20 protein-coding genes and 8 tRNA genes are annotated in these 22,330 nt (G+C 60.9%); 7 read left to right on the plus strand and 21 right to left on the minus strand.

All coding sequences use genetic code 11. The features are described 5' to 3' along the window. Positions 1-9: 9 nt before the first annotated feature. The 18 genes from aqpZ to ACQ4WY_RS17430 all read right to left on the minus strand — a co-directional run bounded on the left by aqpZ (position 10) and on the right by ACQ4WY_RS17430 (position 10,950). Positions 10-699, minus strand: a complete 690-nt coding sequence (gene aqpZ / locus ACQ4WY_RS17345; RefSeq protein ID WP_034778070.1) for an aquaporin Z — start codon at positions 697-699, stop codon at positions 10-12. Positions 700-920: 221 nt separating this feature from the next. Further along, positions 921-1,331, minus strand: coding sequence for a GNAT family N-acetyltransferase (locus tag ACQ4WY_RS17350; RefSeq protein ID WP_436505094.1), 411 nt, complete (start codon positions 1,329-1,331; stop codon positions 921-923). Then, positions 1,331-1,789, minus strand: coding sequence for an Ivy family c-type lysozyme inhibitor (locus ACQ4WY_RS17355; protein WP_436505095.1), 459 nt, complete (start codon positions 1,787-1,789; stop codon positions 1,331-1,333). Before ACQ4WY_RS17355 ends, ACQ4WY_RS17350 begins: the two co-directional genes overlap by 1 nt. 64 nt (positions 1,790-1,853) lie before the next feature. Then, on the minus strand, positions 1,854-2,273 hold the full coding sequence (locus tag ACQ4WY_RS17360) for a hypothetical protein (protein ID WP_353657989.1): 420 nt from the start codon (positions 2,271-2,273) through the stop codon (positions 1,854-1,856). A gap of 28 nt (positions 2,274-2,301) precedes the next feature. After that, positions 2,302-3,450, minus strand: a complete 1,149-nt coding sequence (locus ACQ4WY_RS17365; protein ID WP_436505096.1) for an amidase family protein — start codon at positions 3,448-3,450, stop codon at positions 2,302-2,304. Positions 3,451-3,655: 205 nt separating this feature from the next. Then, positions 3,656-4,231 (minus strand): elongation factor P, encoded by a 576-nt coding sequence (locus ACQ4WY_RS17370; protein WP_034758247.1) that lies wholly within the window; start codon positions 4,229-4,231, stop codon positions 3,656-3,658. Between the two features lie 135 nt (positions 4,232-4,366). Further along, positions 4,367-5,536 carry an elongation factor P maturation arginine rhamnosyltransferase EarP gene (earP, locus tag ACQ4WY_RS17375; RefSeq protein ID WP_436505097.1) on the minus strand — a complete coding sequence of 390 codons (1,170 nt, stop codon included), beginning with the start codon at positions 5,534-5,536 and terminating at the stop codon, positions 4,367-4,369. Between the two features lie 99 nt (positions 5,537-5,635). Next, a tRNA-Glu gene (locus ACQ4WY_RS17380) sits at positions 5,636-5,711 on the minus strand. A gap of 56 nt (positions 5,712-5,767) precedes the next feature. Further along, positions 5,768-5,843: transfer RNA gene (locus ACQ4WY_RS17385), tRNA-Glu, on the minus strand. Between the two features lie 124 nt (positions 5,844-5,967). Continuing rightward, positions 5,968-6,043, minus strand: a tRNA-Glu gene (locus ACQ4WY_RS17390). A gap of 241 nt (positions 6,044-6,284) precedes the next feature. Continuing rightward, on the minus strand, positions 6,285-7,361 hold the full coding sequence (locus tag ACQ4WY_RS17395) for a DUF5694 domain-containing protein (protein ID WP_436505098.1): 1,077 nt from the start codon (positions 7,359-7,361) through the stop codon (positions 6,285-6,287). Between the two features lie 398 nt (positions 7,362-7,759). Then, a tRNA-Ala gene (locus ACQ4WY_RS17400) sits at positions 7,760-7,835 on the minus strand. A 50-nt stretch (positions 7,836-7,885) separates the two neighbouring features. Next, positions 7,886-7,961 (minus strand) — tRNA-Glu (locus ACQ4WY_RS17405). Between the two features lie 51 nt (positions 7,962-8,012). After that, a tRNA-Ala gene (locus ACQ4WY_RS17410) sits at positions 8,013-8,088 on the minus strand. Between the two features lie 133 nt (positions 8,089-8,221). After that, a tRNA-Glu gene (locus ACQ4WY_RS17415) sits at positions 8,222-8,297 on the minus strand. A gap of 67 nt (positions 8,298-8,364) precedes the next feature. Beyond that, positions 8,365-8,440 (minus strand) — tRNA-Ala (locus ACQ4WY_RS17420). Between the two features lie 123 nt (positions 8,441-8,563). Then, entirely contained in the window at positions 8,564-9,970 is a 1,407-nt protein-coding gene (gene gltX / locus ACQ4WY_RS17425) for a glutamate--tRNA ligase (RefSeq protein WP_436505099.1), read from the minus strand. Between the two features lie 68 nt (positions 9,971-10,038). Beyond that, positions 10,039-10,950, minus strand: coding sequence for a LysR family transcriptional regulator (locus tag ACQ4WY_RS17430; protein WP_436505100.1), 912 nt, complete (start codon positions 10,948-10,950; stop codon positions 10,039-10,041). A 102-nt stretch (positions 10,951-11,052) separates the two neighbouring features. On the opposite strand from ACQ4WY_RS17430, the gene lysA reads away from it, so the two are divergent. Together lysA and ACQ4WY_RS17440 are read left to right on the plus strand one after the other, a co-directional pair. Then, on the plus strand, positions 11,053-12,297 hold the full coding sequence (gene lysA, locus ACQ4WY_RS17435; protein WP_436505101.1) for a diaminopimelate decarboxylase: 1,245 nt from the start codon (positions 11,053-11,055) through the stop codon (positions 12,295-12,297). Positions 12,298-12,360: 63 nt separating this feature from the next. Further along, entirely contained in the window at positions 12,361-13,923 is a 1,563-nt protein-coding gene (locus tag ACQ4WY_RS17440) for a phospholipase D family protein (protein WP_436505102.1), read from the plus strand. Between the two features lie 7 nt (positions 13,924-13,930). Here ACQ4WY_RS17440 and ACQ4WY_RS17445 read toward each other — a convergent pair whose 3' ends face one another. The 3 genes from ACQ4WY_RS17445 to apbC form a co-directional block, all read right to left on the minus strand. After that, on the minus strand, positions 13,931-15,607 hold the full coding sequence (locus ACQ4WY_RS17445) for an alkaline phosphatase family protein (RefSeq protein WP_436505103.1): 1,677 nt from the start codon (positions 15,605-15,607) through the stop codon (positions 13,931-13,933). 139 nt (positions 15,608-15,746) lie between these two features. Continuing rightward, positions 15,747-16,154 carry a DUF4399 domain-containing protein gene (locus tag ACQ4WY_RS17450; protein ID WP_436505104.1) on the minus strand — a complete coding sequence of 136 codons (408 nt, stop codon included), beginning with the start codon at positions 16,152-16,154 and terminating at the stop codon, positions 15,747-15,749. 86 nt (positions 16,155-16,240) lie between these two features. Then, positions 16,241-17,329: an iron-sulfur cluster carrier protein ApbC gene (gene apbC, locus ACQ4WY_RS17455; protein WP_131687374.1), complete on the minus strand. Its 1,089-nt coding sequence runs from the start codon at positions 17,327-17,329 to the stop codon at positions 16,241-16,243. Positions 17,330-17,489: 160 nt separating this feature from the next. Between apbC and metG the strand changes: the two genes are divergently transcribed. The 5 genes from metG to panC all read left to right on the plus strand — a co-directional run bounded on the left by metG (position 17,490) and on the right by panC (position 22,293). Beyond that, positions 17,490-19,649, plus strand: coding sequence for a methionine--tRNA ligase (gene metG, locus ACQ4WY_RS17460; RefSeq protein WP_436505105.1), 2,160 nt, complete (start codon positions 17,490-17,492; stop codon positions 19,647-19,649). Positions 19,650-19,658: 9 nt separating this feature from the next. Then, a complete protein-coding gene (locus ACQ4WY_RS17465; protein WP_436505106.1) occupies positions 19,659-20,138 on the plus strand; it encodes a GNAT family N-acetyltransferase in 480 nt (159 codons plus the stop codon). Positions 20,139-20,245: 107 nt separating this feature from the next. After that, a complete protein-coding gene (locus tag ACQ4WY_RS17470; protein WP_034778041.1) occupies positions 20,246-20,455 on the plus strand; it encodes a DUF3460 family protein in 210 nt (69 codons plus the stop codon). 17 nt (positions 20,456-20,472) lie between these two features. After that, positions 20,473-21,399, plus strand: coding sequence for a segregation and condensation protein A (locus tag ACQ4WY_RS17475; RefSeq protein WP_436505107.1), 927 nt, complete (start codon positions 20,473-20,475; stop codon positions 21,397-21,399). A 54-nt stretch (positions 21,400-21,453) separates the two neighbouring features. Next, on the plus strand, positions 21,454-22,293 hold the full coding sequence (gene panC / locus ACQ4WY_RS17480) for a pantoate--beta-alanine ligase (protein WP_436505108.1): 840 nt from the start codon (positions 21,454-21,456) through the stop codon (positions 22,291-22,293). Positions 22,294-22,330: the final 37 nt, after the last annotated feature.

The following is a 22,330-nucleotide window of genomic DNA, read 5'->3' on the forward strand; positions in this document are numbered from 1 at the left end:
ATTGAATACTTACTCTTTTTCGCCAGCAATCAGGCGGTAGGCCAGCGCGCCCAGCAAGGCGCCGATGATGGGTGCCAGCCAGAACAGCCACAGCTGGCTGGTGGCCCAGTCGCCCACGTACAGGGCCACGCCCGTGCTGCGGGCCGGGTTGACGGAGGTATTCGTGACGGGGATGCTGATCAGGTGGATCAGGGTCAGCGCCAGGCCGATCGGCAGCGGGGCAAAGCCTGCCGGTGCGCGCTTGTCGGTAGCGCCCAGGATGACGATCAGGAAGAACATCGTCAGCACGATTTCAATGACCAGCGCCGACAGCATTGAATAGCCACCCGGCGAATGGGCGCCGAAGCCGTTCGAGGCAAAGCCCTTGCTGACATCGAAACCGGCCTGGCCGCTGGCGATCACGTACAGCACGCCGCCGGCCACGATGGCGCCCAGCACTTGCGCGATGATGTAAGGCAACAGTTGATTGGCGGGAAAGCGGCCACCGGCCCACAGGCCGATCGAGACGGCAGGATTGAGGTGGCAACCCGAGATGTGGCCGATGGCGTAAGCCATGGTCAGCACCGTCAGGCCAAACGCCAGCGCCACGCCGGCAAAGCCGATACCAAGGCCGGGAAAGGCTGCGGCCAGCACGGCACTGCCGCAACCACCCAAGACCAGCCAGAACGTACCGAGAAATTCGGCGCCATATTGTTTCATGATGTATTCCTTTAAATTGTAGAGAAAACGTGCCAGGGGACGACGAATCGGACCGCTCACCACCTTTGCCCGCGCCCAGGGGCGATGACAAAGTACAGCACCAGCAACGCAGCGCACGCTGCAGGGCGCGAATAATGACATGTTGTCATTATCAATGCAACATTAATCTCATGCAACAATATTAATGGTTTTCTTGGAATAAACTATTATTTCAATAACTATTATGAAGCCGGGCGGCGCATGTATTTTTGTGGCGCCTCCAGCGGCGCAAAACCAAAGCCCGCATACAGGCCATGCGCGTCATCGGTCCCCAGCATCCAGACGACATCGCGCAAGCGTGCATCGCCGAGCACGGCGGCCACCATCTGCTTGCCATATCCGCGCCCCTGGTATTGCGGCAGCACAAAGACGTCGCGCAGGTAGGCAAAATCCGTGTAATCGGTAATGACCCTGGCGAACGCCACTTGCTGGCCATCCACATAGCCGCCGAAACACAGCGCGTTGGCGATCCCCTTGCGCACCGCTTCCAGCGCCACGCCACGCTTCCAGTACGACTGTTCGCTCAGGTAGCGATGGATCATGGGCACGTCCAGCTCGTCGCGCTCACTGGAGATGTGTAGCGGCGCGTGCATCAGTTCTTCAACAGCAAATCGGCTTCGGCAATGCTGGGCTCGCCGAAGTACACGGTGCGCAAGCCGCCCTTGGCATCGCTGCCCATATACACGCCCGTCATGCTGCGCTCGGCCGGATCGTACAGAATGGTGTAGTGGTGGCCGCAATTGTGCGGCTCGCAGACGCTGCTCAGCAGACGCGCCTTGCCGTCGATCTCGACGGGCTTGAGCGGGCTGGCCACGCCATCCGGCACCCAGCGCTGCCGCTTCAGGCCTGCCTTTTTCAGGCCTACATTGAAGGCCTTGCGAAAGGCGTAGTCCGCCTTGTAAACGTCGGGGAAATACGGGCAGGTATGGCCGCCATCGCAGCTTTGCGCCTGCTCGATCAGCGACAGTTTTGGCGTCCGGGCTTGCGCCGGCATGGTGGCCAGCGCCACGGCAGCGCCCAGGAACAGGGGCAAGAGCAAACGTACGGACATGCAATCTCCTAAAAGCATCGGTAATGCGCACAGCATAGCAGAATGGCATGCTTGCACACAGGCATCAGGGAGAGCAGCGGATACCGACAACCCCGTTGACTTTGCCTTCCGGCCAGCCCGTCTCGCGCCAGCGGTATACGCCCGGCGCGACGATGATCAATTGCCATTCCACCAGCTTGCCAGCGGCATTGCGGCGGGTTTCATTGTCATAGCGTAACGTCAGGCTATGCTCCGTTTCCGCCACCACGGTCGCGGCAAAGCGGTTGGTTTCACCCAACTTGCTTTTCCACGTCCGGTCATTGAAAATCGCCAGCCGCTGGTGATCATCAGACAGCTGCATGCGCGTAAAGTGCCGCGCTTCTTCGCAAACACTATTCGTGTTGACGCTGTCGGACCAGCTACCAGACAATTGCGCCACGTCAAAAGCGTCAAAAGGTAGGGGAGCGGCGGTCACGGCCACACTCAGCAGCAAGGTTGCAAGCATAGTTTATCAAAAGAAAACGAAAAGAAGATCATGGCCGACGCAGCGCCAGGGTGATGCTGGACGGCAGTGCGGGCGTGCGCCGATGCAAAGTCGCCTGCTCATAGGCATACGCCATCGCAATGAGCTGCATGTCGCCGTGGGCAGGGCCGATGAAGGACAGACCGACAGGCAAGCCCCCGACCACGCCGGCAGGCACCGTGATATGCGGCAAGGCCGACGGCGCCAGCGCGACGCCATGGCAGGTGGGTCCCACCAGCGCATCAAGCCCATGCGAGCCCAGCAACGCTTCGATGCCGCCAGGCCCGGGCGCGGGTGGCATCTCGATCAGTTCCGCGCCCTGCTCGCGCAACGCCAGCAGCGCCTGCCCGATCACGGCATCGGTCCCGGCGCACAGGCCGAACAGGCTGCGCGCCACGCCGACGCGGCGCCCGTGCAAGCCGGCGGCGTCGAGCACCATGCTCTCTGCCAGGCGCTCGCCGCTCAAGGCCGCAAGCAGCCAGGCCGCTTCACGCACACTGGGCGCCATCGGTCCGGCCGTGGCTGGCTCATCACCCTGCCCCGCGGCAATCCTGCCCGTGGGCTTGATGGCGACCAGGCCGCAAGTCGATGCGGGCGCAACGATGGCACCGTCCGCCGCACTGTCGACGGCCAGGATGGTGAGCCCGGCCCAGCTGGCACTGGCATGCGGCACGCTGACGGCAGCCCACTGGCGCATATTGCTTTTGCCGATGATGACGGCGCCGGCCGCGCGCAAGCGCGCCGCCACAAAGGAATCACAGCTGGCATGCGTGGCCTGGGGCGACTGCGTGCGCGTCTTCATGCGGTCGCCGGTGGCGATATTGTCGCGCAAGACGACGGGAATGCCGTGCAAGGGGCCGCGCACCTTGTGCACTTGCCGTTCGCGGTCCATTTCAAGGGCAATTTTCAACGCATCGGGATTGATTTCAATGCCGGGATAGGCACGCGCGCCCATGCTGCACAGGGAACGGATGCGCCCCAGGTACTGAGACGTCAGCGCATGCGAACTCAGTTTGCCTGCCTGCATCATCTGCTGTTGCGGCAAGACGCCAGCATCGAGCAGATGGGCCATGGGGCTGGCGGGCGCCGTGGCACGGGCCAATACGGGACGCGGCACGCCCCGCGACGCGCCACTGCGTAACATCTGACTGCGCTGCATGGTATCTCCAGGAAACTTCAATGTTTCTACCGCAATAATGTTCTAGCCATAGCATAGCAGTCCTTGCAACACAATTGTTGTTGAAGGGAATTATTTTTAAGCAAAAAAAAACGCCGCCCGAAGGCAGCGTTTCTTGATGATCAAGCACTGGGACAAACCAGACCGGCAATGCCGGGCCATGCGAGCAGCGCAGTGCAAGGACCTATCAGTTGCGTACGACACGCTTGTATTCGTTGGTACGGGTGTCGATTTCGATGACGTCGTCCTGTGCCACGAACAGCGGCACTTGCACGGTGTGACGATGTGCGTCGATGGCGTTTTCGATCTTGGCTTCTTTCAGGACGTTGCCCGAAGTGTTGCCCTTGACCGCAGGCTCCGAGTACACCACTTGACGGGCGATGGTCGTAGGCAGTTCAACGGAGATAGCCTTGCCGTCGTAGAAAATGGCTTCGCATTCCATGCCATCTTTCAGGTAGTTCAGCGCTTCGCCCAGGTTTTCTTCTTCGATTTCGTACTGGTTGTACTCGGTGTCCATGAAGACGAACAGCGGGTCGGCGAAGTACGAATACGTCACTGGCTTTTTATCCAGAACAACAACGTCGAACTTGTCGTCGCCGCGGAACACGTTTTCCATCGGGGTGTTCGTCAGAAGATTTTTCATCTTCCATTTGTAGGTGAAGCCCGTGCGGCTCGAACCGTTGACATCAGAACGCAACACGATCATTGGCTTGCTGTCGACCATGATGATATTGCCAACACGAATTTCTTTTGCGGGTTTCATAGGAATGTACGTAAAAAGTGGGTTGCATGAAGACCATCTGCCGCCTGTGCGCCATCAGCGCCGCAAGCTTGCGTTTGATCGGTTAAAAATACGTTAGAAATAACCGGGCATTTTACCTTAATTTTGGGCAAGCGCCTATCTCGTCGCGCCAGCGAACGCCAGCAAGTTACTTGCCAGATCGCCATTAGCCTGCATCTGCCGCTGCCAAGCCTGAGCGCGCGCGCGGATGCGCGGCAGATCGGCCTGCAAGGCGGGCCACAGGCGCGCCCACGGCAAAGCGTCCGCACTCGCGCCATTCCAGGCCAGCGCCGCTTGCACCAGGCTGTCGATGACACCATCCGCATCGGCCGCATAGCGCTGCAAGAAGGCGCGCAATTTCACATGATGCAAGTTTTCATCCTGCAAATAGATATGCCAGAGAAAGGGCTGACCAGCCCATTGCGCGCGCACGAAGGAATCCTCGCCGCGCACGAAATTGACGTCGCAGGCCCACAGCAGGCGGTCGTAATCGTCTTGCGGCACAAAAGGCAACACGCGCACGGTGAGCGCGCCGCGCGTGCGCGCCGCACCGGCCAGCACCGCATCGTCGCCGATAAACGCTTGAACGGCATCGAACGCGACGCCTTCCGGCACCAGGCATGTCACAGGTTCGCTCCCCGCCTGCCAGGCGGCAAGCAGCTCGGCGACCGGCGCGGATGGGTAGCAGAACAGCGATATTTTCAAGGCGTGCATTTCCGTTGCCGTCACGCCGAATTGCCCGAGGAATGCCGCCATGGCGGCCGCATCGGCCTGGAATGCCAGCCGCTGCGCGTCGAGCGCCGCTTCGCGCAGCAAACCGCCCGTCTTATCCGTGAAACCAGGGAAGAAGAAATGCTTGATCATGCCATGGCGCGGCGACGTCAGCGCATGACAGCCCTCGACCCACTCTTCCGCCGTCAAGCCTTCCAGGTTCAACCACACCGGCTGCGGCGCGCACTGCGCCATGGCGGCAATATAGCCGGGCGGAATATCGCAGGCAAAGAACTCGATGACGATGTCGGCGATATCGGCGGGCGCAAACACGCCCTCCTGGCCGCGCCAGTGGCGCACGGCAACGCCAACTACTTGCTGCGCTTCGGCAGCCACATCGATGGCGGGACAGATGCGCTGGAAACTCAGCAAATCGTCGACCCACAGGGTGACGGCCACACCGTGCTCACCGCTCAACTGCCGCGCCAGACGCCAGCAAATGCCGATATCGCCGTAGTTGTCGACGACTTTGCAGAAGATAGCCAGGGATGGTGCGCGATCGCTAGGTAATGGCATGAGCAGGCAGGAGTGAAGGAAAAACGTTGGCATGCCGGCAAACAACAAAAAAGCCGCACTGTTACCAGGCGGCTTTTTTGTTGGCTGATTCAGCCGGTCTGGCGTCCCCAAGGGGATTCGAACCCCTGTACTCACCGTGAAAGGGTGATGTCCTAGGCCTCTAGACGATGGGGACAGAAAATCTGTCCTGGATGCGCTACCCTGCATCCCGACCTTTTTACTACGCGAATCTGGCGTCCCCAAGGGGATTCGAACCCCTGTACTCACCGTGAAAGGGTGATGTCCTAGGCCTCTAGACGATGGGGACAGAAATCTGTCCTGAATGCGCTACTTCGCATCCTGACCCGGTACTGCAGCAATATTGCAGAAACAAAAAAAGCCTGACTTGTCAGGCCCATTCAGCACTGCACTATTACTTTACAACTGAATCCTGGCGTCCCCAAGGGGATTCGAACCCCTGTACTCACCGTGAAAGGGTGATGTCCTAGGCCTCTAGACGATGGGGACCTGTGCTGGCTTTACTCTCAGCGGACTCTTCGTTGAAGGCTTTGCTTAGCCCCTCAAAAAAGCGTGCGCGAAGTTTAACACGAAGCGATTCACGAAATCAACTGCTGGCCTTCATTTTTCCACCTTATTTGAATCACCCCGCCTATGAGGGCAGGATCATGGCAGGAAGATATGCAAAGAGGCGGCACGCCAGGCATGCAGGAAAAACCGCGCCAGGTTTCTGGCGCGGCAAAAGCATTCCTTAGCGCAAGATATCGTCCGCACTGACGATGCGCACATCATGCATCTGGCTCAGATACGCCTCCAGGTAGCCCTTGTGAGACGCGCCGACGATGACCAGGGTGCGCATGCCTGGACGCGCCGCCATGATCTCGCGAATATTCGATGCCATGCGCAAGTTGCGCACCTCCCAGGAGGCCACGTAGTTGCGGCCATAACGCTGCGGCGACGACTCTTCCAGCGCCGCGCCAAAATCGCCGCGGAAGGCCAGATCCGCCTCGGCGCGTCCGTTATATGCGCGATAGACCGCCAGCACACCCGCAGGCGTATTCAGTTGCCCCTCAAACCCGGCGTGGATGCGCTTGCGCTCCGCCGAAAAGGGATTATCCCAGGCCCTCCTGATCGCCTTGGCATAAGCCTTTTCATCGTCAACAGGCATATCGGACGTATGGTCATCCATGCCATGCACCCGCTCGTGCCCGCTCCTCGCCGCCAGCACGGCAGCAATCTGATAGCTCTCGTTGCGTTGCCCCAGCAGGGAATTGAGGTTTGCGGCCAAGGGCTCGCTCACGCCGTCACCGGCGCGCCGCTCATCGACTGGCAGCCGCAGCCACTGCACCAGCGCCGATGCACGCTCGCCACCGGCCAGGAACAGGGAGGCCAGTGTGCGCCGCTGCGCGGCAGACGGCGCCGCCGGCCAGGCTGCCAGCAAACGCTCCGCCTGCGCCCTGGCCGCAATCACATCCAGCCCCGTGGCCTCCCGCGCGACGGAAGTGTCATAGCAATAGGTTTTCAGCGTATCGTCATAGCGCTGCGGATAAGCACGCAAGAAAGCGCATTGCAAGCCGGAAAGCGCCTCGATCGCAATCGCGTCCGGCCGCCAACCCGCCAGGCGCTCGTTGAGCAAGCTCAATTGAGACGGATCAAACGATTTCGGCAATTGCGACAAATGGGGCGAACCGAGCACCAGCACGTCATTGGACGGGCCCTTTTGCAACTTCAGCGCACCAGGGTCAAATCTCGCCGCAGGCGGCGCCTCCGCGTGCGCGGGAACATAAATAACGGCAGCAAGAAAAAAACTGGCAAATAAACGATGCATCCTGTCTCCTCAATGTAATGGTCCATTTTTTATCCGCAGGCATGATGAAATCAAGCCGCCAGCTAAATGTAACCACTGCGCAAATCACTGTCAGTTATATCCATGCAACCAATAGGCACAAAAAAAGCCGCTCCAGGCGACTTTGAATATCTAGTGACTTATATGCTATTGACGGAAAATGTTCCGGAAATAAAAAAAGCCGCTCCAGGCGACTTTAATTTATTCACTACCTGTTTCTGCGCTGTTGGTGGAGGTTTGCGGGAGCTAACCGCTGACCTCTTGCATGCCATGCAAGCACACTAACAGCTTAGCCATATTTCACCCAGCGAAGAAATTGCTGACGCAAATAAAAAAAGCCGCTCTAGGCGACTTTAATTATCATGTGATTTCTGCGCTATTGGTGGAGGTAAGCGGGATCGAACCGCTGACCTCTTGCATGCCATGCAAGCGCTCTCCCAGCTGAGCTATACCCCCCGGGCGCAGAAACACTGCTACTTCTTTACAACCACAACACCAGACTGAACTGGCGTCCCCAAGGGGATTCGAACCCCTGTACTCACCGTGAAAGGGTGATGTCCTAGGCCTCTAGACGATGGGGACCTTGGCACTACATTTTTACTTCTACAGTTTGCTGTTTTACTTCTGCGCTGTTGGTGGAGGTAAGCGGGATCGAACCGCTGACCTCTTGCATGCCATGCAAGCGCTCTCCCAGCTGAGCTATACCCCCCGGGCGCAGAAATAATAAAAGCCGCACTTGGCGACTTTGTTCCACTACTTGCTTTCCATCCAGATTCCGCTTTTTACGGGCCTGAACTTACAACAATCAGTACAAACAACTGCCACTACTATACCACAAAACCTGGCGTCCCCAAGGGGATTCGAACCCCTGTACTCACCGTGAAAGGGTGATGTCCTAGGCCTCTAGACGATGGGGACCGCGGAACTGCCAAACAACAACTGCACCACCTCAACGACTAACAAAACCTGACTGCGATTTTGCTGCTGGTGGAGGTAAGCGGGATCGAACCGCTGACCTCTTGCATGCCATGCAAGCGCTCTCCCAGCTGAGCTATACCCCCGTTGGTGCAGAAACAAGAGTATAGCAAAGAAGTTTCACTCTGCAAATACCCTTTTTCGTCTATGAGCAACTTTTCATAGGGACGGTTTCCGCACTCTCTATTACGACTATTTAATCGCGATGCTTACAACCACTTTGCCAGGCGCGCCAGCACGGTGTCGCGGCCAAAGATCACCACCACCTGATCGATGGCCGGCGTCTGCAGCTGGCCCGTCAAAATCAGGCGCAAAGGCATGGCCAGCAGCGGCATCTTGATGGTGTTGGCGGCCAGCACTTCCTTGATCATGGCGGCGACGGCTTCCTTGCTCCACTCCACCGTGGCGATACGCTCGGCGAACTGCGCCAGCACGGGCTTGATGGCATCCGTGATGTGCTGCGCCGCCAGTTCCGCTTCCGGCTGCGGCTCGCGGAAGAACAGCATCGAGGCGGCAGCCAGCTCATTGACGGTGTTGGCGCGCTCTTTCATCATGCCCAGCACTTGCGCCAGGTCTGGCGCGCTTTCGAAGACGGCGCCGGCGGCCAGCATTTGCGGGCGCGCCAGGTCGGCCAGGCGCGTGTTGTCGGCCTGCTTGATATAGTGGTTGTTCAGCCAGGCCAGTTTTTCATTGTTGAACTGGGCCGCCGATTTCGACAGGTGATTCAGGTTGAACCACTCACAGAACTGCTCGGTCGAGAACACTTCATCGTCGCCATGGCTCCAGCCCAGGCGCGCCAGGTAGTTCAGCATCGCTTCCGGCAGGAAGCCCTGCGCCGGGTAATCCATCACGCTGACGGCGCCGTGGCGCTTCGACAGCTTCTCGCCGTCAGCACCCAAAATCATCGGCAGGTGGCCGTACAGCGGCAGCGGTGCACCGATGGCGCGCAGGATGTTGATCTGGCGCGGGGTGTTGTTGACATGGTCGTCGCCGCGGATCACGTGGGTGATCTGCATGTCCCAGTCATCGACTGCCACGCAGAAGTTGTACGTCGGCGTGCCGTCCGGGCGGGCGATCACCAGATCGTCCAGCTCGCGGTTCGAAATCGTGATCGTGCCCTTGACGACATCGTCCCACGTCACGTCGCCATCGAGCGGGTTCTTGAAGCGCACGACGGGCTTGCGGTCGGCAGGGATGGTCGGCAGGGTCTTGCCCGGCTCCGGGCGCCATGTGCCGTCATAGCGGGGCTTTTCGCCGGCGGCGCGCATGCGCTCGCGCATCGCTTCGACTTCTTCCGGCGACGAGTAGCAGTGATACGCCGTGCCTTCGGCCAGCATCTGCGCCACGACTTCGCGGTAGCGGTCCATGCGTTGCATCTGGTAGAAAGGGCCTTCGTCGTGGTCCAGGCCCAGCCACTTCATGCCTTCGATGATGGCTTGCACGGCTTCCGGCGTGGAACGCTCCACGTCCGTGTCTTCGATGCGCAGCACGAAGGTGCCGCCGAAGTGGCGGGCATACGCCCAGCTATATAAAGCGGTGCGGGCGCCGCCCAGGTGTAGATAGCCGGTCGGGCTGGGAGCGAAACGGGTACGGACGGGAGTAGCGGTTGTGGTCATCGAAGTAATCAGGCTTTGAAGTAAAACGCCATTTTACTCTGTTGACCGCCTCCGCTCCACAAGCGCCGTCACAGCTGCAGCAAGCGCCTTTTCACCTCGTCCGCCTGCGCATGCAGCGCCTGCTCAAACAGGGCGACCAGTTGCGACAAGGGCCGGTGCAGGGGCTTGACCAGATTCACGGTGAACGGCAAGGACACGGCAAAGCGGCGCATCTGCAAGCCCTGCCCCGCGTAGTCCAGCGCCGTGAGCGGATTGACGATGGCCAGCCCCACGCCTTCGCGCACCATCGCGCACACGGAGGCGGCGCTGTGCGTGTCGAGCGCCATGCGCCGCTCCACTCTCGCCTGCGCGAAGATGGCATCGATCTGCTGGCGGTAGGGGTCGACGGCGGCCAGGCTGATGAAAGGCTGGCCCGCGAAGTCCGCCGGCTGCAGCACGGTTTTGCTTGCGAGCGCATGGCCGTCGGGCAGCACGCACACTTCATCGACGGACATCAGGGTATCGAGCGCGGTGCCCGGTGGCGCATTGCCCACTTCCGTCAGGCCGATATCGTGGCGCTGCGCCGACAGCCACTCCTCCAGCAGCGGCGACTCCTGCGGCGTGATGCTGATGCTCACCTTGGGAAAATCGGCGACGAAGCGCTTGCACGCCTGCGGCAGCAGCGACTGGGAAAACACGGGCAGGCAGGCAATCGACAACTGCCCCTGGTCGAACTGGCGCAAGGCCGCCGCCGTGCTGACGATGCGCTCCAGGCCGAAATACGCGCGCTGCACTTCCTCGAACAGCTGCAGCGCCTGGGCCGTAGGGCGCAGCCGTCCCCGCTCGCGCTCGAACAGTGTGAGGCCCGTCAAATGCTCGAGGCGCGCCAGCTCGCGGCTGACGGTGGGCTGCGACGTGTGCAGCATGGCGGCGGCGGCCGTCACGCTGCCCGTCGTCATGATGGCGCGAAACACTTCGATATGGCGCAAGGAGATAGTCATAGCCATATCATAAATGAATAAGGTAGGCCTAAATGGATATTTTATATTCGAAGCACAATCAGCCATCATGCAGTCATCTCCTCATTCCACCGAAAGCACACGATGAAGCCCGTCACCGACCAGACCCTCGCCCAACTCGCCCAGGAACACGGCACGCCCCTGTGGGTGTATGACGCGGCCACCATCCGCGCGCGCGTGGCGCAGCTGGCGCAGTTCGACACCGTCCGCTTCGCGCAAAAGGCCAACTCGAACATCCATCTACTCACCTTGATGCGCGAAGCGGGCGTCCACGTGGATGCCGTCTCGCTGGGCGAGATCGAGCGCGCGCTGCAGGCAGGCTTTACGCCGGCGCAAACCAAGGGCGCGGCCGGCGTGGTATTCACCTGCGACCTGTTCGACCGCGCCACCCTGGCGCGCGTGGCGGCGGCGAAGATCGAAGTCAATTGCGGCTCCGTCGACATGCTGCGCCAGCTGGGCCCAGTGTCGCCCGGCCACCGCGTCTGGCTGCGCATCAATCCCGGCTATGGCCATGGCCATAGCAACAAGACCAATACGGGCGGCGAAAACAGCAAGCACGGTATCTGGCACGAAGAGCTGCCAGAGGCGCTGGCCGTCATCCGCGCACATGGACTGCACCTGGTGGGCCTGCACATGCACATCGGCTCGGGCGTCGACTACAGCCACCTGGAAACCGTCTGCGGCACCATGGTCGACCTGGTGAAAAACATGGGCCACGACATCGAAGCCATTTCCACGGGCGGCGGCCTGTCCGTGCCTTACCGCGAGGGCGAACAACCCGTCGACACGGACCACTACTTCCAGCTGTGGGATGCGGCGCGCAAGCAGATCGAGACGCACCTGGGCCACGCCGTGCACCTGGAAATCGAACCGGGTCGCTTCCTCGTGGCCGACGCGGGCCTGCTGGTGGCCGAAGTGCGCGCCACCAAGCAAATGGGCGGCAACCACTTCACCTTGCTGGATACGGGCTTCAATGAACTGATGCGCCCCGCCATGTACGGCAGCTACCATGAAATGTCGGTCATCGCGCACGATGGCCGCGCTCTCGATGCCAACCCGGCATGCGCCACCGTGGTCGGCGGCCCCCTGTGCGAATCGGGCGACGTCTTCACCCAGCGCGATGGCGGCGTGGTAGAAACACGCCTTCTGCCTGCAGCGCAGGTGGGCGACTACGTCGTCTTCGAAGGCGCAGGCGCGTATGGCGCGTCGATGTCGTCGAACTACAACAGCCGCCCGCATGCGGCCGAATACCTGGTCGATGGGGAGGCTTCGCGCCTGATCCGCCGCCGCCAGACGGTGGCCGAGCTGATCGCGCTGGAACAACTGTAAAACCTCGCCCGCGTGCGGGCATGCGCATCTGCTAACATCGGGGCAACTCGATGAAAGCCCGCCATGCCCGCCACCACCCTTGCCCGCCGCAGCACCAGTTTCCTGCTGCCCCTGCTGCTGTCCGCCGTCCTCGCCGGCTGCGCTTCACTGCCCTCGCTGGAAGGCCGCAGCGCGTCGACCGTCATGGCCGATACGGCGCACACCCAATTGGCCACGGCCATAGCCCCCATGGTGGCGCAGCATCCCGGCGTCTCCGGCATTTACCCGCTGGTCGACGGGCGCGACGCCTTTGCCGCGCGCGCCCTGCTGGCCGCCGCCGCCCAGCGCAGCCTGGACGTGCAGTACTACATCTGGCACAAGGACATCACCGGCACCCTGCTGTTCGACGCCCTGCGCCAGGCGGCCGAACGGGGCGTGCGCGTACGCCTGCTGCTCGACGATAACAATACGGCGGGACTGGACCAGACCCTGACCATGCTGGGCAAGCAGGCGAATATCGAAATCCGCCTGTTCAACCCCTTCGTGCCCCGTTCACCGCGCGCGCTGGCCTTTGCCACGGATTTTTCCCGCCTCAACCGGCGCATGCACAACAAATCGTTCACGGCCGATAACCAGGCCACCATCGTCGGCGGACGCAATGTGGGCGACGAATATTTTGGCGCGGCCGGTGACGTGCTGTTTGCCGACCTTGACGTGCTGGCCGTCGGTCCCGTCGTCGATGACGTCTCGCAGGACTTCGACCGCTATTGGAACAGCGCTTCGGCCTACCCGGCCAGGCTGCTGCTGACCAGCCCCGTCGACGGCGACGCGGCCACCATCGCCGCCGAGGCGGACCGCATCGACGATACCAAGGCAGCCGAGGAATACGTGCAGGCGCTGCGCACCTCGCCCTTCGTCAAGCAGATGATGGAGCGCACCCTGCCCTTCGAATGGGCAAACACGCGCATGGTCAGCGACGACCCAGCCAAGGTGCTGGACAAGGCCAGGCCAGGCACGGGCGTGGCAGAAAACCTGCAAAACCTGCTGGGCGTGCCGGAAAAGGAAGTGGACCTGGTGTCGCCGTATTTCGTGCCCGGCAAATCCGGCACGCAGGCCTTTGCCGACTTGGCACAAAAAGGCGTGGGCGTGCGCATCCTGACGAATGCGCTGGAAGCGACCGACGTGGCGGCCGTGCATGCGGGCTATGCGAAGTGGAGAAAGCCGCTGCTGGAAGCGGGCGTGCTGCTGTATGAATCGCGCCGTTCGTGGGAACGGGGTGATGCGCGCGAACAGCCGGGCCGCTTCGGCAGTTCCGCATCGAGTCTGCACGCGAAGACCTTTGCCGTCGACGACCAGCGCATCTTTGTCGGCTCGTTCAACTTCGACCCGCGCTCAATCGAATTGAACACGGAAATGGGTCTCGTCATCGACAGCCCCGCGCTGGCCAGCCAACTGGGCCTAGCCATGCGCACCACGATCCCGCAGCGCGCCTACCAGGTGCTGCTTGGCGACGACGGCGCGCTGTACTGGATCGCCCGCGACGCCAACGGCGCCACCACGCGCTACGACACGGAGCCGGGCACCAGCGTGTGGAAGCGCATGGGGGTGGCGATTCTGTCGGTGCTGCCGATCGACTGGCTGCTGTAACGAGCGGCTAGCGCACCGCTTCCGTCAATACCCGCCCTTCCGACGCCGACGGCTGGCGTATGCGCAGCAAATGGGCCAGGGTCGGGGCGATGTCGACTACTTCCGCGTACTGGCCATAGGCGCCCGGCTTGATCCAGCGGGGGCCGAAGACCATCAACGGCACGTTCGTGTCATACGTATATGGCGTGCCGTGCGAGGTGCCGCCAACGCCCTTGCCGAAGTACCAGGCCGGCTTCGTGACCACCATCAGGTCGCCCGACAGCTGGCGGTTCCAGGCGCGGCGCATCAGGGTGTCCATGCGCGTGGCGACGGCCCCCGTTTCCATCTGCGTGCGCGTATAGACTTGCGCCAGGCCGTCCTGCTGAAGCAGGAAGCGGGAAGCCGCGTCTTCCAGGGCGGTGCGATTGACGCCGCTCTTTTCCGCCAGTGCGTAATCGAGGTAGATATTCGGCAGCGACGACGTCGTCACCAGCTTGTCCACGCCCAGGGTCGTGGCCAGGTGCTGGTTCAAGGCATCGACCAGTTTGGCGCCGTCGATGCGCTTGGCCGAGAAGCCGCGCGTTTCGGCAAATTCCGGCACGTTGGCAAAGCCATGGTCGGCCGTCAGCACCACCAGCACGTTGTCCATGCCGACTTTTTTATCAAGGTCGGCAAAGAAGCCGGCCAGCATGCGGTCCAGGCGCTGCAGGTGGTCGTGCGACATCTTGCTTTCCGGGCCGTAGGCATGGTTCACATAGTCGTGCGCTGACAGGCTCACGCCCAGGATGTCGGGCACGCCGGCCGGGTTGCGGCCCAGGTTTTCGCCATCGATGGCGGCGCGGGCGAATTCCAGGGTCAGTTCATCGAGGAAGGGACCGGACTTCAGGCGGCTGTAGTACTCGCCATCGAGCTTGCCGCTGTCGCTGTAGTAGGCGAACGGGAAGGTGTTGCGCGTGCCCGGCTTGGCCGGCACCAGATCATCACGGGCGTCGCGCGCATAGTCAGAATCGGCCAGCAGCGGCGTCCAGTTCTTGCCGTAATAGCGGTCCTGCGGCTTGCTGGCCTGGTAGCGCTGCACCCATTGCGGGTGCTGCTGCATATAATAGGTGCTGCTGGCGAAGTTGCCCGTCTTTTCCATGTACATGTAGGCCGTGCCCGTTTTCCCGGCCAGCAGGATGGCGCCCCGGTCCTTGCCCGACACCGTGACGACCTTGGCCTTGTCGCCCGTGGAATAGCGCAGTTCGTCGCCCAGGGTGCTCACGCGCAGCTTGGTCGGCGCGGTGCCGTCGTCGGGCTGCGTTTCTTCGCCGATGTAGTGGAAATTGCCATCCTCGGTGCAGTACACGGATTTTTTCGTGACGGGATCGATCCAGTTATTGCCGATCACGCCATGCTGGTAAGGATAGGCGCCCGACAGCACGGCCGAGTGGCCGATGGCCGTGACCGTGATGCCATGTGCCTGGTGCGCATCGCTGAACCACGCGCCCTGCTCCAGCAGGCGACGGAAACCGCCCTGGCCGAACTGGTCGCGGTAGCGCGTCACCTGTTCCTGCGGCAAGCCATCCACTACCAATACCACCACCAGCTTCGGCTGCGCCGCAATGGCAGGAAGCGCCTTGGCCGCATGCGCCTGGCATGCCGCCACGCCAGCTACCAGCAGCAGCGCCTGCGCCAGTTGCCGGGAAAGGGAGAAATGTTTCGTCATATCCGCTCATCAAAAGTTAGGCCATCGGGCAGCATACGCCGACTATATGACGCAATGATGACAAGAAGCACGGCCATGAAAAAGGCCGGGCACCATCGCTGGAACCCGGCCTGATGCCGACATGAATCAATATGCGCGATTACTTGACCGTCACCTTGATGCTTTTACTCAACTCCGGCCCATACGACTGGTGCGCGCCATTGGCGAACTGCATGGTCAGGGTGTACTGGCCCGGCGGCAAAGTGACGTCCGTTTCCGTTTGCCCTTTGCCGAAATGCAAATGTTTGTCATCCATGGGTATCATCTCGCCCGCCTTCATCGGCCCCATATTGATGAGCAAATGATGGTGGCCCGTCTTGGCCGTCATGTCACCGGCCGGCTTGATATCCATGCCGCTGACGGCAAACTTGACCTTGAACGGACTGGTCACTGTCGCACCATCAACGGGCTCGACGAACGAGACGGATTGCGCAAACGCGCTGGCGGCCAGCAGGCTGCCGGCGATCACGACTGCGGCTTGGCGCAGGAATACGGTAGTCAATTGCATGATGTCTCCTCTTGTTTAATAACAACACGGACTGCATGAAACCATGCCCTGCTGACACTGGCGCAGGGAAGCGCCAAGCCCAACGTTTAATCGTTTTTGATGACGATCGACGGGAATTTACTCGTCATATCCTTCGCCTTTTCCGCCACCTTGATGGCGATGGTGCGGGCGATTTGCTTGTAGATCACGGCGACGGGGCCATCCGGCTCGGCCACGACGGTGGGCGTACCCGAATCCGTCTGCTGGCGTATCGCCATGGTCAGCGGCAAGGCGCCAAGGAATTCCACGCCAAAGTCGGCGCACATCTTCGCGCCGCCGCCGGCGCCAAAGATTTCTTCCGCATGGCCGCAGTTCGAGCAGATATGCGTGCTCATGTTTTCCACCACGCCGAGGATCGGAATGCCGACTTTCTCGAACATTTTGAGACCCTTGCGCGCATCCAGCAGCGCGATGTCCTGCGGCGTCGTGACGATCACGGCGCCGGTGACGGGCACTTTCTGCGACAGGGTCAATTGAATGTCGCCCGTGCCTGGCGGCATGTCGACGATCAGGTAATCAAGGTCGCGCCAGTTGGTCTGGTCGAGCAGTTGCTGCAAGGCTTGCGTAACCATGGGGCCGCGCCACACCATCGGCTCGTCCGGATCGATCATGAAGCCGATCGACGACACTTGCAGGCCGTGGTTTTCCATCGGCTCCATGCTCTTGCCATCCAGGGTCTTCGGCTGGCCGCTGATGCCCAGCATCATCGGCTGCGACGGGCCATAGATATCGGCGTCGAGCATGCCGACGGTGGCGCCTTCGGCGGCCAGGGCCAGGGCCAGGTTGACAGCCGTGGTCGATTTACCAACACCACCCTTGCCGGACGCGACCGCAATGATGTTTTTCACGTTGCTCATCGGCTTCAAGCCGCGCTGCACCGTGTGCGAAATGATTTTCGACGAGACGCCCACGCTGACATTGCCCACGCCCGGCAGCACGCGCAGGGCGGCCAGCACGGATTTGCGGATCAGGTCAATCTGGCTTTTGGCAGGGTAGCCCAGCTCGATGTCGAGCGAAATATCATCGCCATCGACTTTCAGATTCTTGACGGTTTTGCTGGAAACGAAATCTTTATGTGTATTTGGATCAATAACCTGGGCCAGCGCGGCCTTGACGTCTTCTACTGTGATGCTCATGTAAATCTCCGTGTGTACTACATATATGCAATACGCGCAGTCTAGCGCAAAATCGCCAGGGGCGATCAAGACAAAAGCATCACTTGCCGGTGCTGCTTCTGCTCATATTGCCTTTCCGCTGTTAAAATGTCCCATTATCCATCCCAAAAGTGCATCAATCATGACTCGCAAGCTGTTCGTCACCACTGCCCTGCCTTACGCAAACGCCGCTTTTCACATTGGCCACATCATGGAATACATCCAGGCTGATATCTGGGTCCGGTTCCAGCGAATGCAACGCGATGGCGCAGCCGGCCGTGAAGTGCACTTTGTGGGCGCCGACGATACGCATGGCACGCCCATCATGATCGCCGCCGAAAAGGAAGGCATCACGCCGCAGCAATTCGTCGCCAACATCGCCGCCGGCCGCGCCCAGTACCTCGATGGATTCCATATCGCCTTCGATAACTGGTATTCGACCGATTCGCCGGAAAACGTCGACCTGTCGCAATCGATCTACCGCAAGCTGCGCGATACGGGCCTGATCGTCACGAAAACCGTCGACCGCTTCTTCGATCCGGTCAAAGGCATGTTCCTGGCCGACCGCAACATCAAGGGCGAGTGCCCGAAATGCGGCGCCAAGAACCAGTACGGCGACAATTGCGAAGTGTGCGGCGCGGCCTACCAGCCGACCGACCTGGTCAACCCGTTCTCCGTATTCACCAACGCAACGCCCGTGATGAAGCCGTCGGAACAGTATTTCTTCAAGCTGTCCGACCCGCGCTGCTTCGAATTCCTCAAGGATTGGCTCAACACGCCAGGCCGCTTGCAGCCGGAAATGGTCAACAAAGTCAGCGAATGGCTGGGCGAAGCCGGTGAAAAGCTGGCCGACTGGGATATCTCGCGCGACGCGCCCTACTTTGGCATCCCGATTCCCGATGCGCCGGGCAAGTTCTTCTATGTGTGGATGGATGCGCCCGTCGGCTACCTGGCCAGCCTGAAAAACTATTGCGACAAGAAAGGCTTCGATTTCGACGCCCTGCTGAACGATCCTGCCACGGAACAGATCCACTTCATCGGCAAGGACATCGTCTCCTTCCACTTGCTGTTCTGGCCCGCCATGCTGAAATTTGCCGGCCACCCGGTCATCGACAAACTAAAAGTCAATGTCCACGGCTTCCTGACGGTCAACAATGAAAAAATGTCGAAGTCGCGCGGCACGGGCATTTCGCCGCTGCGCTACCTGGACCTGGGCATGAACCCGGAATGGCTGCGCTACTACATCGCCTTCAAGCTGAACTCGAAAGTGGAAGACCTGGACTTCAACGGCGACGACTTCGTGGCCCGCGTGAACAGCGACCTGATCGGCAAATATGTGAATATCGCCAGCCGCTGCGCCGGCTTCATCGCCAAGCGTTTCGACGGCAAGCTGGCGTCGTCACTGTCGGAAGGTGCGCAAAGCTGGATCAACCGCGCACTGACGGTGGACGTCAACGGCGTCATCGTCGAGCGCCAGGCCAGCATCGCCTCGCACTTCGAAAACCGTGAATTCGGCAAGGCCTTGCGCGAGATCATGGAAATCGCCGACATCACCAACCAGTATGTCGATGAAAACAAACCGTGGATCCTGGCCAAGGACGTCGAAAAGACGGCCGAACTGCACGACGTGTGCACCACGGCCCTGATCCTGTTCCGCCAGCTGACGATTCTGCTGTCGCCGGTACTGCCGGGCGTGGCGAAGAACGTGGCCTCGTTCCTCAACGACGAGCAATTTACCTGGGCCGACACGCAAGTGTTCGGCGACGCCGTGTCGAACGGCATGCTGGGCCGTACCATCGGCGCCTACAGCCATTTGATGACGCGCATGGACGCCAAGATGATCGAAGCGCTGTTCGATGCGCCGCAAGCCGCCGCAGCCATTGCCGCGCCCGCCGGCGACGCCGCGAATGACGCAGCTCCAGCCGCTACCACAGCAGCTGCCGCCATCGAGGAACTGGCGCCCGAGATCAAGATCGATGACTTCCTCAAGGTCGACCTGCGCATCGCGAAAATCGTCAACTGCGAACTGGTCGAGGGCTCCGACAAACTGCTGCGCCTGACCCTGGACGCGGGTGAAGGCCGCTTGCGCAATGTGTTTTCGGGCATCCGCTCTGCCTACCAGCCAGAAGAACTGGTCGGCAAGCTGACGGTGCTGGTGGCCAATTTGGCGCCGCGCAAGATGAAGTTCGGCATTTCCGAGGGCATGGTCATGGCCGCGTCCGCCGCCGACGAAAAAGCGAATCCGGGCATCTACATCCTGAATCCGTGGCCAGGCGCCGAACCTGGCATGCGCATCCGCTAAGGACCGATGATGAATATCGTGGTGCGCGAAGCAACAAATGCCGATGCACAGCTGATGGCCGAACTGACCCGCGCTGCGTGGGCCGGCAAGGTGGCAGCCTCGTCCAGTGGACACCACGAAACGGCGCAGCAGGTGGCAGAACAACTGCGCCACGGCGGCGGTTTTGTGTTGCTGATCGACGACATTCCAGCCGGTTCGCTGCGCTGGATGCCGCTCGACAGCGACCCCGCCATCTGGAAGATTTCACGCATGGGCGTACTGCCCGCCTACAGGGGCAGCCACGTCTCGCAGCACTTGCTGGAAGCCATCATTCATCACGGCCTGTCGTGCCAGGCCGAGGAATTGCGCCTGGCCGTGCGGCGCGACCAGCGCAAACTGATCGATTTTTATGCGGCCTTCGAATTCGACCTGGCCGAAGAACTGGAATATTCGCACGCCAACCCCGCCGAACCGGCGCCGATGGTGATGCGGCGTTTGTTGCGTTATTGATTTTTAGCAATTTCGCCCCGGACTTGCCGAGACAACAACCCGCCAAGCGACACGGCGCGGTAAAATACGGCCGGCTGACCTTACCTATAAGACACTCAGAAGAGAATATGAAACTGCCTGCAAAACACAACAACTACGTATCCGACCACACCTTGTTCATCGCTGAACTGAAGGCAAAGAATCCTGGCATGGAAGCGGGCCAGCAAGCGGGCCGCGCCCTGCTGTGGGACAAGCCGGCCGTCAGCATCGATGAGCAGGAGCGCCAGCTGGCGTCGGCCGTCAAGCAACAGGCTTACGTTTACCAGAACAAGAACTAAGATCTGGAACCGGCACGATGTTGCCTGAAGAGTCTGCAGTCACGCCGGAAGCCGACGCTTCCGGTGCCGGCGCAGTCATCGAGTCGCCCGAACCTGTCGCTGATGGCGACGGCAGCGGCGACCCTGCAGCATCTGCAAGCACGGACGCGGCGCCTGCCGCCGACCCGCTGGGCATCGCCCGCCTGTATGGCGAGCCGATGCTGCGCATGCCGACGGATTTGTACATTCCGCCAGACGCGCTGGAGATCTTCCTCGAAGCCTTCGAAGGCCCGCTCGACTTGCTGCTCTACCTGATCCGCAAGCAAAACTTCAACATTCTCGATATTCCGATGGCGCAGGTGACCCTGCAATATCTGAAATATGTCGACCAGATCCGCGTGCGCAACCTGGAACTGGCCGCCGAGTACTTGCTGATGGCGGCCATGCTGATCGAGATCAAGTCGCGCATGCTCTTGCCTTCGCGCAAGAGCGACGTCGAGGAAGATGGCGGCGACCCACGTGCCGAACTGGTGCGCCGCCTGCTCGAGTACGAGCAAATCAAGCTGGCCGCCTACGACCTGAACGCCATTCCCCAGTTCGAGCGCGACTTCGTGCGCACGCAGATTTTCATCGAGCAAAGCCTGACGCCCACCTGGCCCGACGTGGAACCAGTGGACTTGCAGCAGGCGTGGCTCGACGTGCTGAAACGCGCCAAGCTGTCCCAGCATCACCGCATCAGCCGCCAGGAACTGTCCGTGCGCGAGCACATGTCGAGCATCCTGCGCCACTTGCAATCGTCGCGCTTCGTCGAGTTCAGCGAGCTGTTCGACATTGCCGGCGGCGTGCCCGTGGTGGTGGTCAACTTCGTGGCCCTGCTGGAACTGGCCAAGGAAACCCTGATCGAAATCACGCAGGCAGAACCGTTTGCACCCATCTACGTCCGGCTGGCGTATTCGCCCGCCTGATCCTCTCCCTTTGTCACTGACCACCGTACAACGGGGTTTTAGCGAAAGCAATCCATGAAAATTATTTCCGACATCGAAGAATTGCGCGACCAGCTCAGCGGACAGCTGCGCACGGCGTTCGTCCCCACCATGGGCAATCTGCATGAAGGCCATCTGTCGCTGATGCGCCTGGCGCGCAAGCATGGCGACCCCGTCGTCGCGTCGATCTTCGTGAACCGCCTGCAATTCGGCCCGAACGAAGACTTCGAGAAGTATCCGCGCACCATGGCGGCCGACATCGCCAAGCTGGAAAAAGAAGGCGTGTACGTGCTGTTCGCGCCAACGGAAAAGGAACTGTACCCGGAACCGCAGGAATACCGCGTGCGCCCGCCCGATGACCTGGGCAATACCCTGGAAGGGGAATTTCGCCCCGGCTTCTTCGAAGGCGTGTGCACGGTCGTCACCAAGCTATTCTCGTGCGTGGGTCCCAGAGTGGCCGTGTTCGGCAAGAAGGATTACCAGCAGCTGATGATCATCCGCAACATGGCGCGCCAATTCGCGCTGCCGACGGAAATCATCGCCGCCGAAACGTACCGGGCCGACGATGGGCTGGCTTTGTCGTCGCGCAATATGTACCTGTCAGAAAGCGAACGCGCCGAGGCGCCGGAACTGTACAAGGGTCTTAATTTCGTGGCCGAGGAAGTGCGCAAGGGCAACCTGGCCGTCGGTGAACTGGAACAGGCTGTCATGCAACTGCTCGACGGCCGCGGCTGGAAATCGGACTACATCGCCGTGCGCAAGCGCGCCAACCTGCAAGCGCCGAGCGCCGCCGAACTGGCCGCCGGCGAACCGCTGGTGGTGCTGGCCGCCGCCAAGCTGGGGCAGACGCGATTGATCGACAACCTGGAAATTTAAACGCAGTCACAGCGGGGCCGTTCGGCCCCGTTTCTTT

The sequence above is a fragment of the Janthinobacterium salmonicoloratum genome, assembly GCF_051380845.1.
GTDB lineage: Bacteria > Pseudomonadota > Gammaproteobacteria > Burkholderiales > Burkholderiaceae_D > Janthinobacterium > Janthinobacterium lividum_F.

Bases quoted from the DNA above. Each gene is read 5' to 3' on its own strand.
- ACQ4WY_RS17360 (WP_353657989.1), bottom strand. From the start codon at position 2,273: ATGCTTGCAACCTTGCTGCTGAGTGTGGCCGTGACCGCCGCTCCCCTA.
- ACQ4WY_RS17355 (WP_436505095.1), bottom strand. From the start codon at position 1,789: ATGTCCGTACGTTTGCTCTTGCCCCTGTTCCTGGGCGCTGCCGTGGCG.
- ACQ4WY_RS17445 (WP_436505103.1), bottom strand. From the start codon at position 15,607: ATGACGAAACATTTCTCCCTTTCCCGGCAACTGGCGCAGGCGCTGCTG.
- ACQ4WY_RS17465 (WP_436505106.1), top strand. From the start codon at position 19,659: ATGAATATCGTGGTGCGCGAAGCAACAAATGCCGATGCACAGCTGATG.
- ACQ4WY_RS17350 (WP_436505094.1), bottom strand. From the start codon at position 1,331: ATGCACGCGCCGCTACACATCTCCAGTGAGCGCGACGAGCTGGACGTG.
- gltX (WP_436505099.1), bottom strand. From the start codon at position 9,970: ATGACCACAACCGCTACTCCCGTCCGTACCCGTTTCGCTCCCAGCCCG.
- ACQ4WY_RS17365 (WP_436505096.1), bottom strand. From the start codon at position 3,450: ATGCAGCGCAGTCAGATGTTACGCAGTGGCGCGTCGCGGGGCGTGCCG.
- ACQ4WY_RS17450 (WP_436505104.1), bottom strand. From the start codon at position 16,154: ATGCAATTGACTACCGTATTCCTGCGCCAAGCCGCAGTCGTGATCGCC.
- ACQ4WY_RS17370 (WP_034758247.1), bottom strand. From the start codon at position 4,231: ATGAAACCCGCAAAAGAAATTCGTGTTGGCAATATCATCATGGTCGAC.
- panC (WP_436505108.1), top strand. From the start codon at position 21,454: ATGAAAATTATTTCCGACATCGAAGAATTGCGCGACCAGCTCAGCGGA.
- ACQ4WY_RS17475 (WP_436505107.1), top strand. From the start codon at position 20,473: ATGTTGCCTGAAGAGTCTGCAGTCACGCCGGAAGCCGACGCTTCCGGT.
- apbC (WP_131687374.1), bottom strand. From the start codon at position 17,329: ATGAGCATCACAGTAGAAGACGTCAAGGCCGCGCTGGCCCAGGTTATT.
- ACQ4WY_RS17440 (WP_436505102.1), top strand. From the start codon at position 12,361: ATGCCCGCCACCACCCTTGCCCGCCGCAGCACCAGTTTCCTGCTGCCC.
- ACQ4WY_RS17470 (WP_034778041.1), top strand. From the start codon at position 20,246: ATGAAACTGCCTGCAAAACACAACAACTACGTATCCGACCACACCTTG.
- ACQ4WY_RS17430 (WP_436505100.1), bottom strand. From the start codon at position 10,950: ATGACTATCTCCTTGCGCCATATCGAAGTGTTTCGCGCCATCATGACG.
- earP (WP_436505097.1), bottom strand. From the start codon at position 5,536: ATGCCATTACCTAGCGATCGCGCACCATCCCTGGCTATCTTCTGCAAA.
- ACQ4WY_RS17395 (WP_436505098.1), bottom strand. From the start codon at position 7,361: ATGCATCGTTTATTTGCCAGTTTTTTTCTTGCTGCCGTTATTTATGTT.
- lysA (WP_436505101.1), top strand. From the start codon at position 11,053: ATGAAGCCCGTCACCGACCAGACCCTCGCCCAACTCGCCCAGGAACAC.
- aqpZ (WP_034778070.1), bottom strand. From the start codon at position 699: ATGAAACAATATGGCGCCGAATTTCTCGGTACGTTCTGGCTGGTCTTG.
- metG (WP_436505105.1), top strand. From the start codon at position 17,490: ATGACTCGCAAGCTGTTCGTCACCACTGCCCTGCCTTACGCAAACGCC.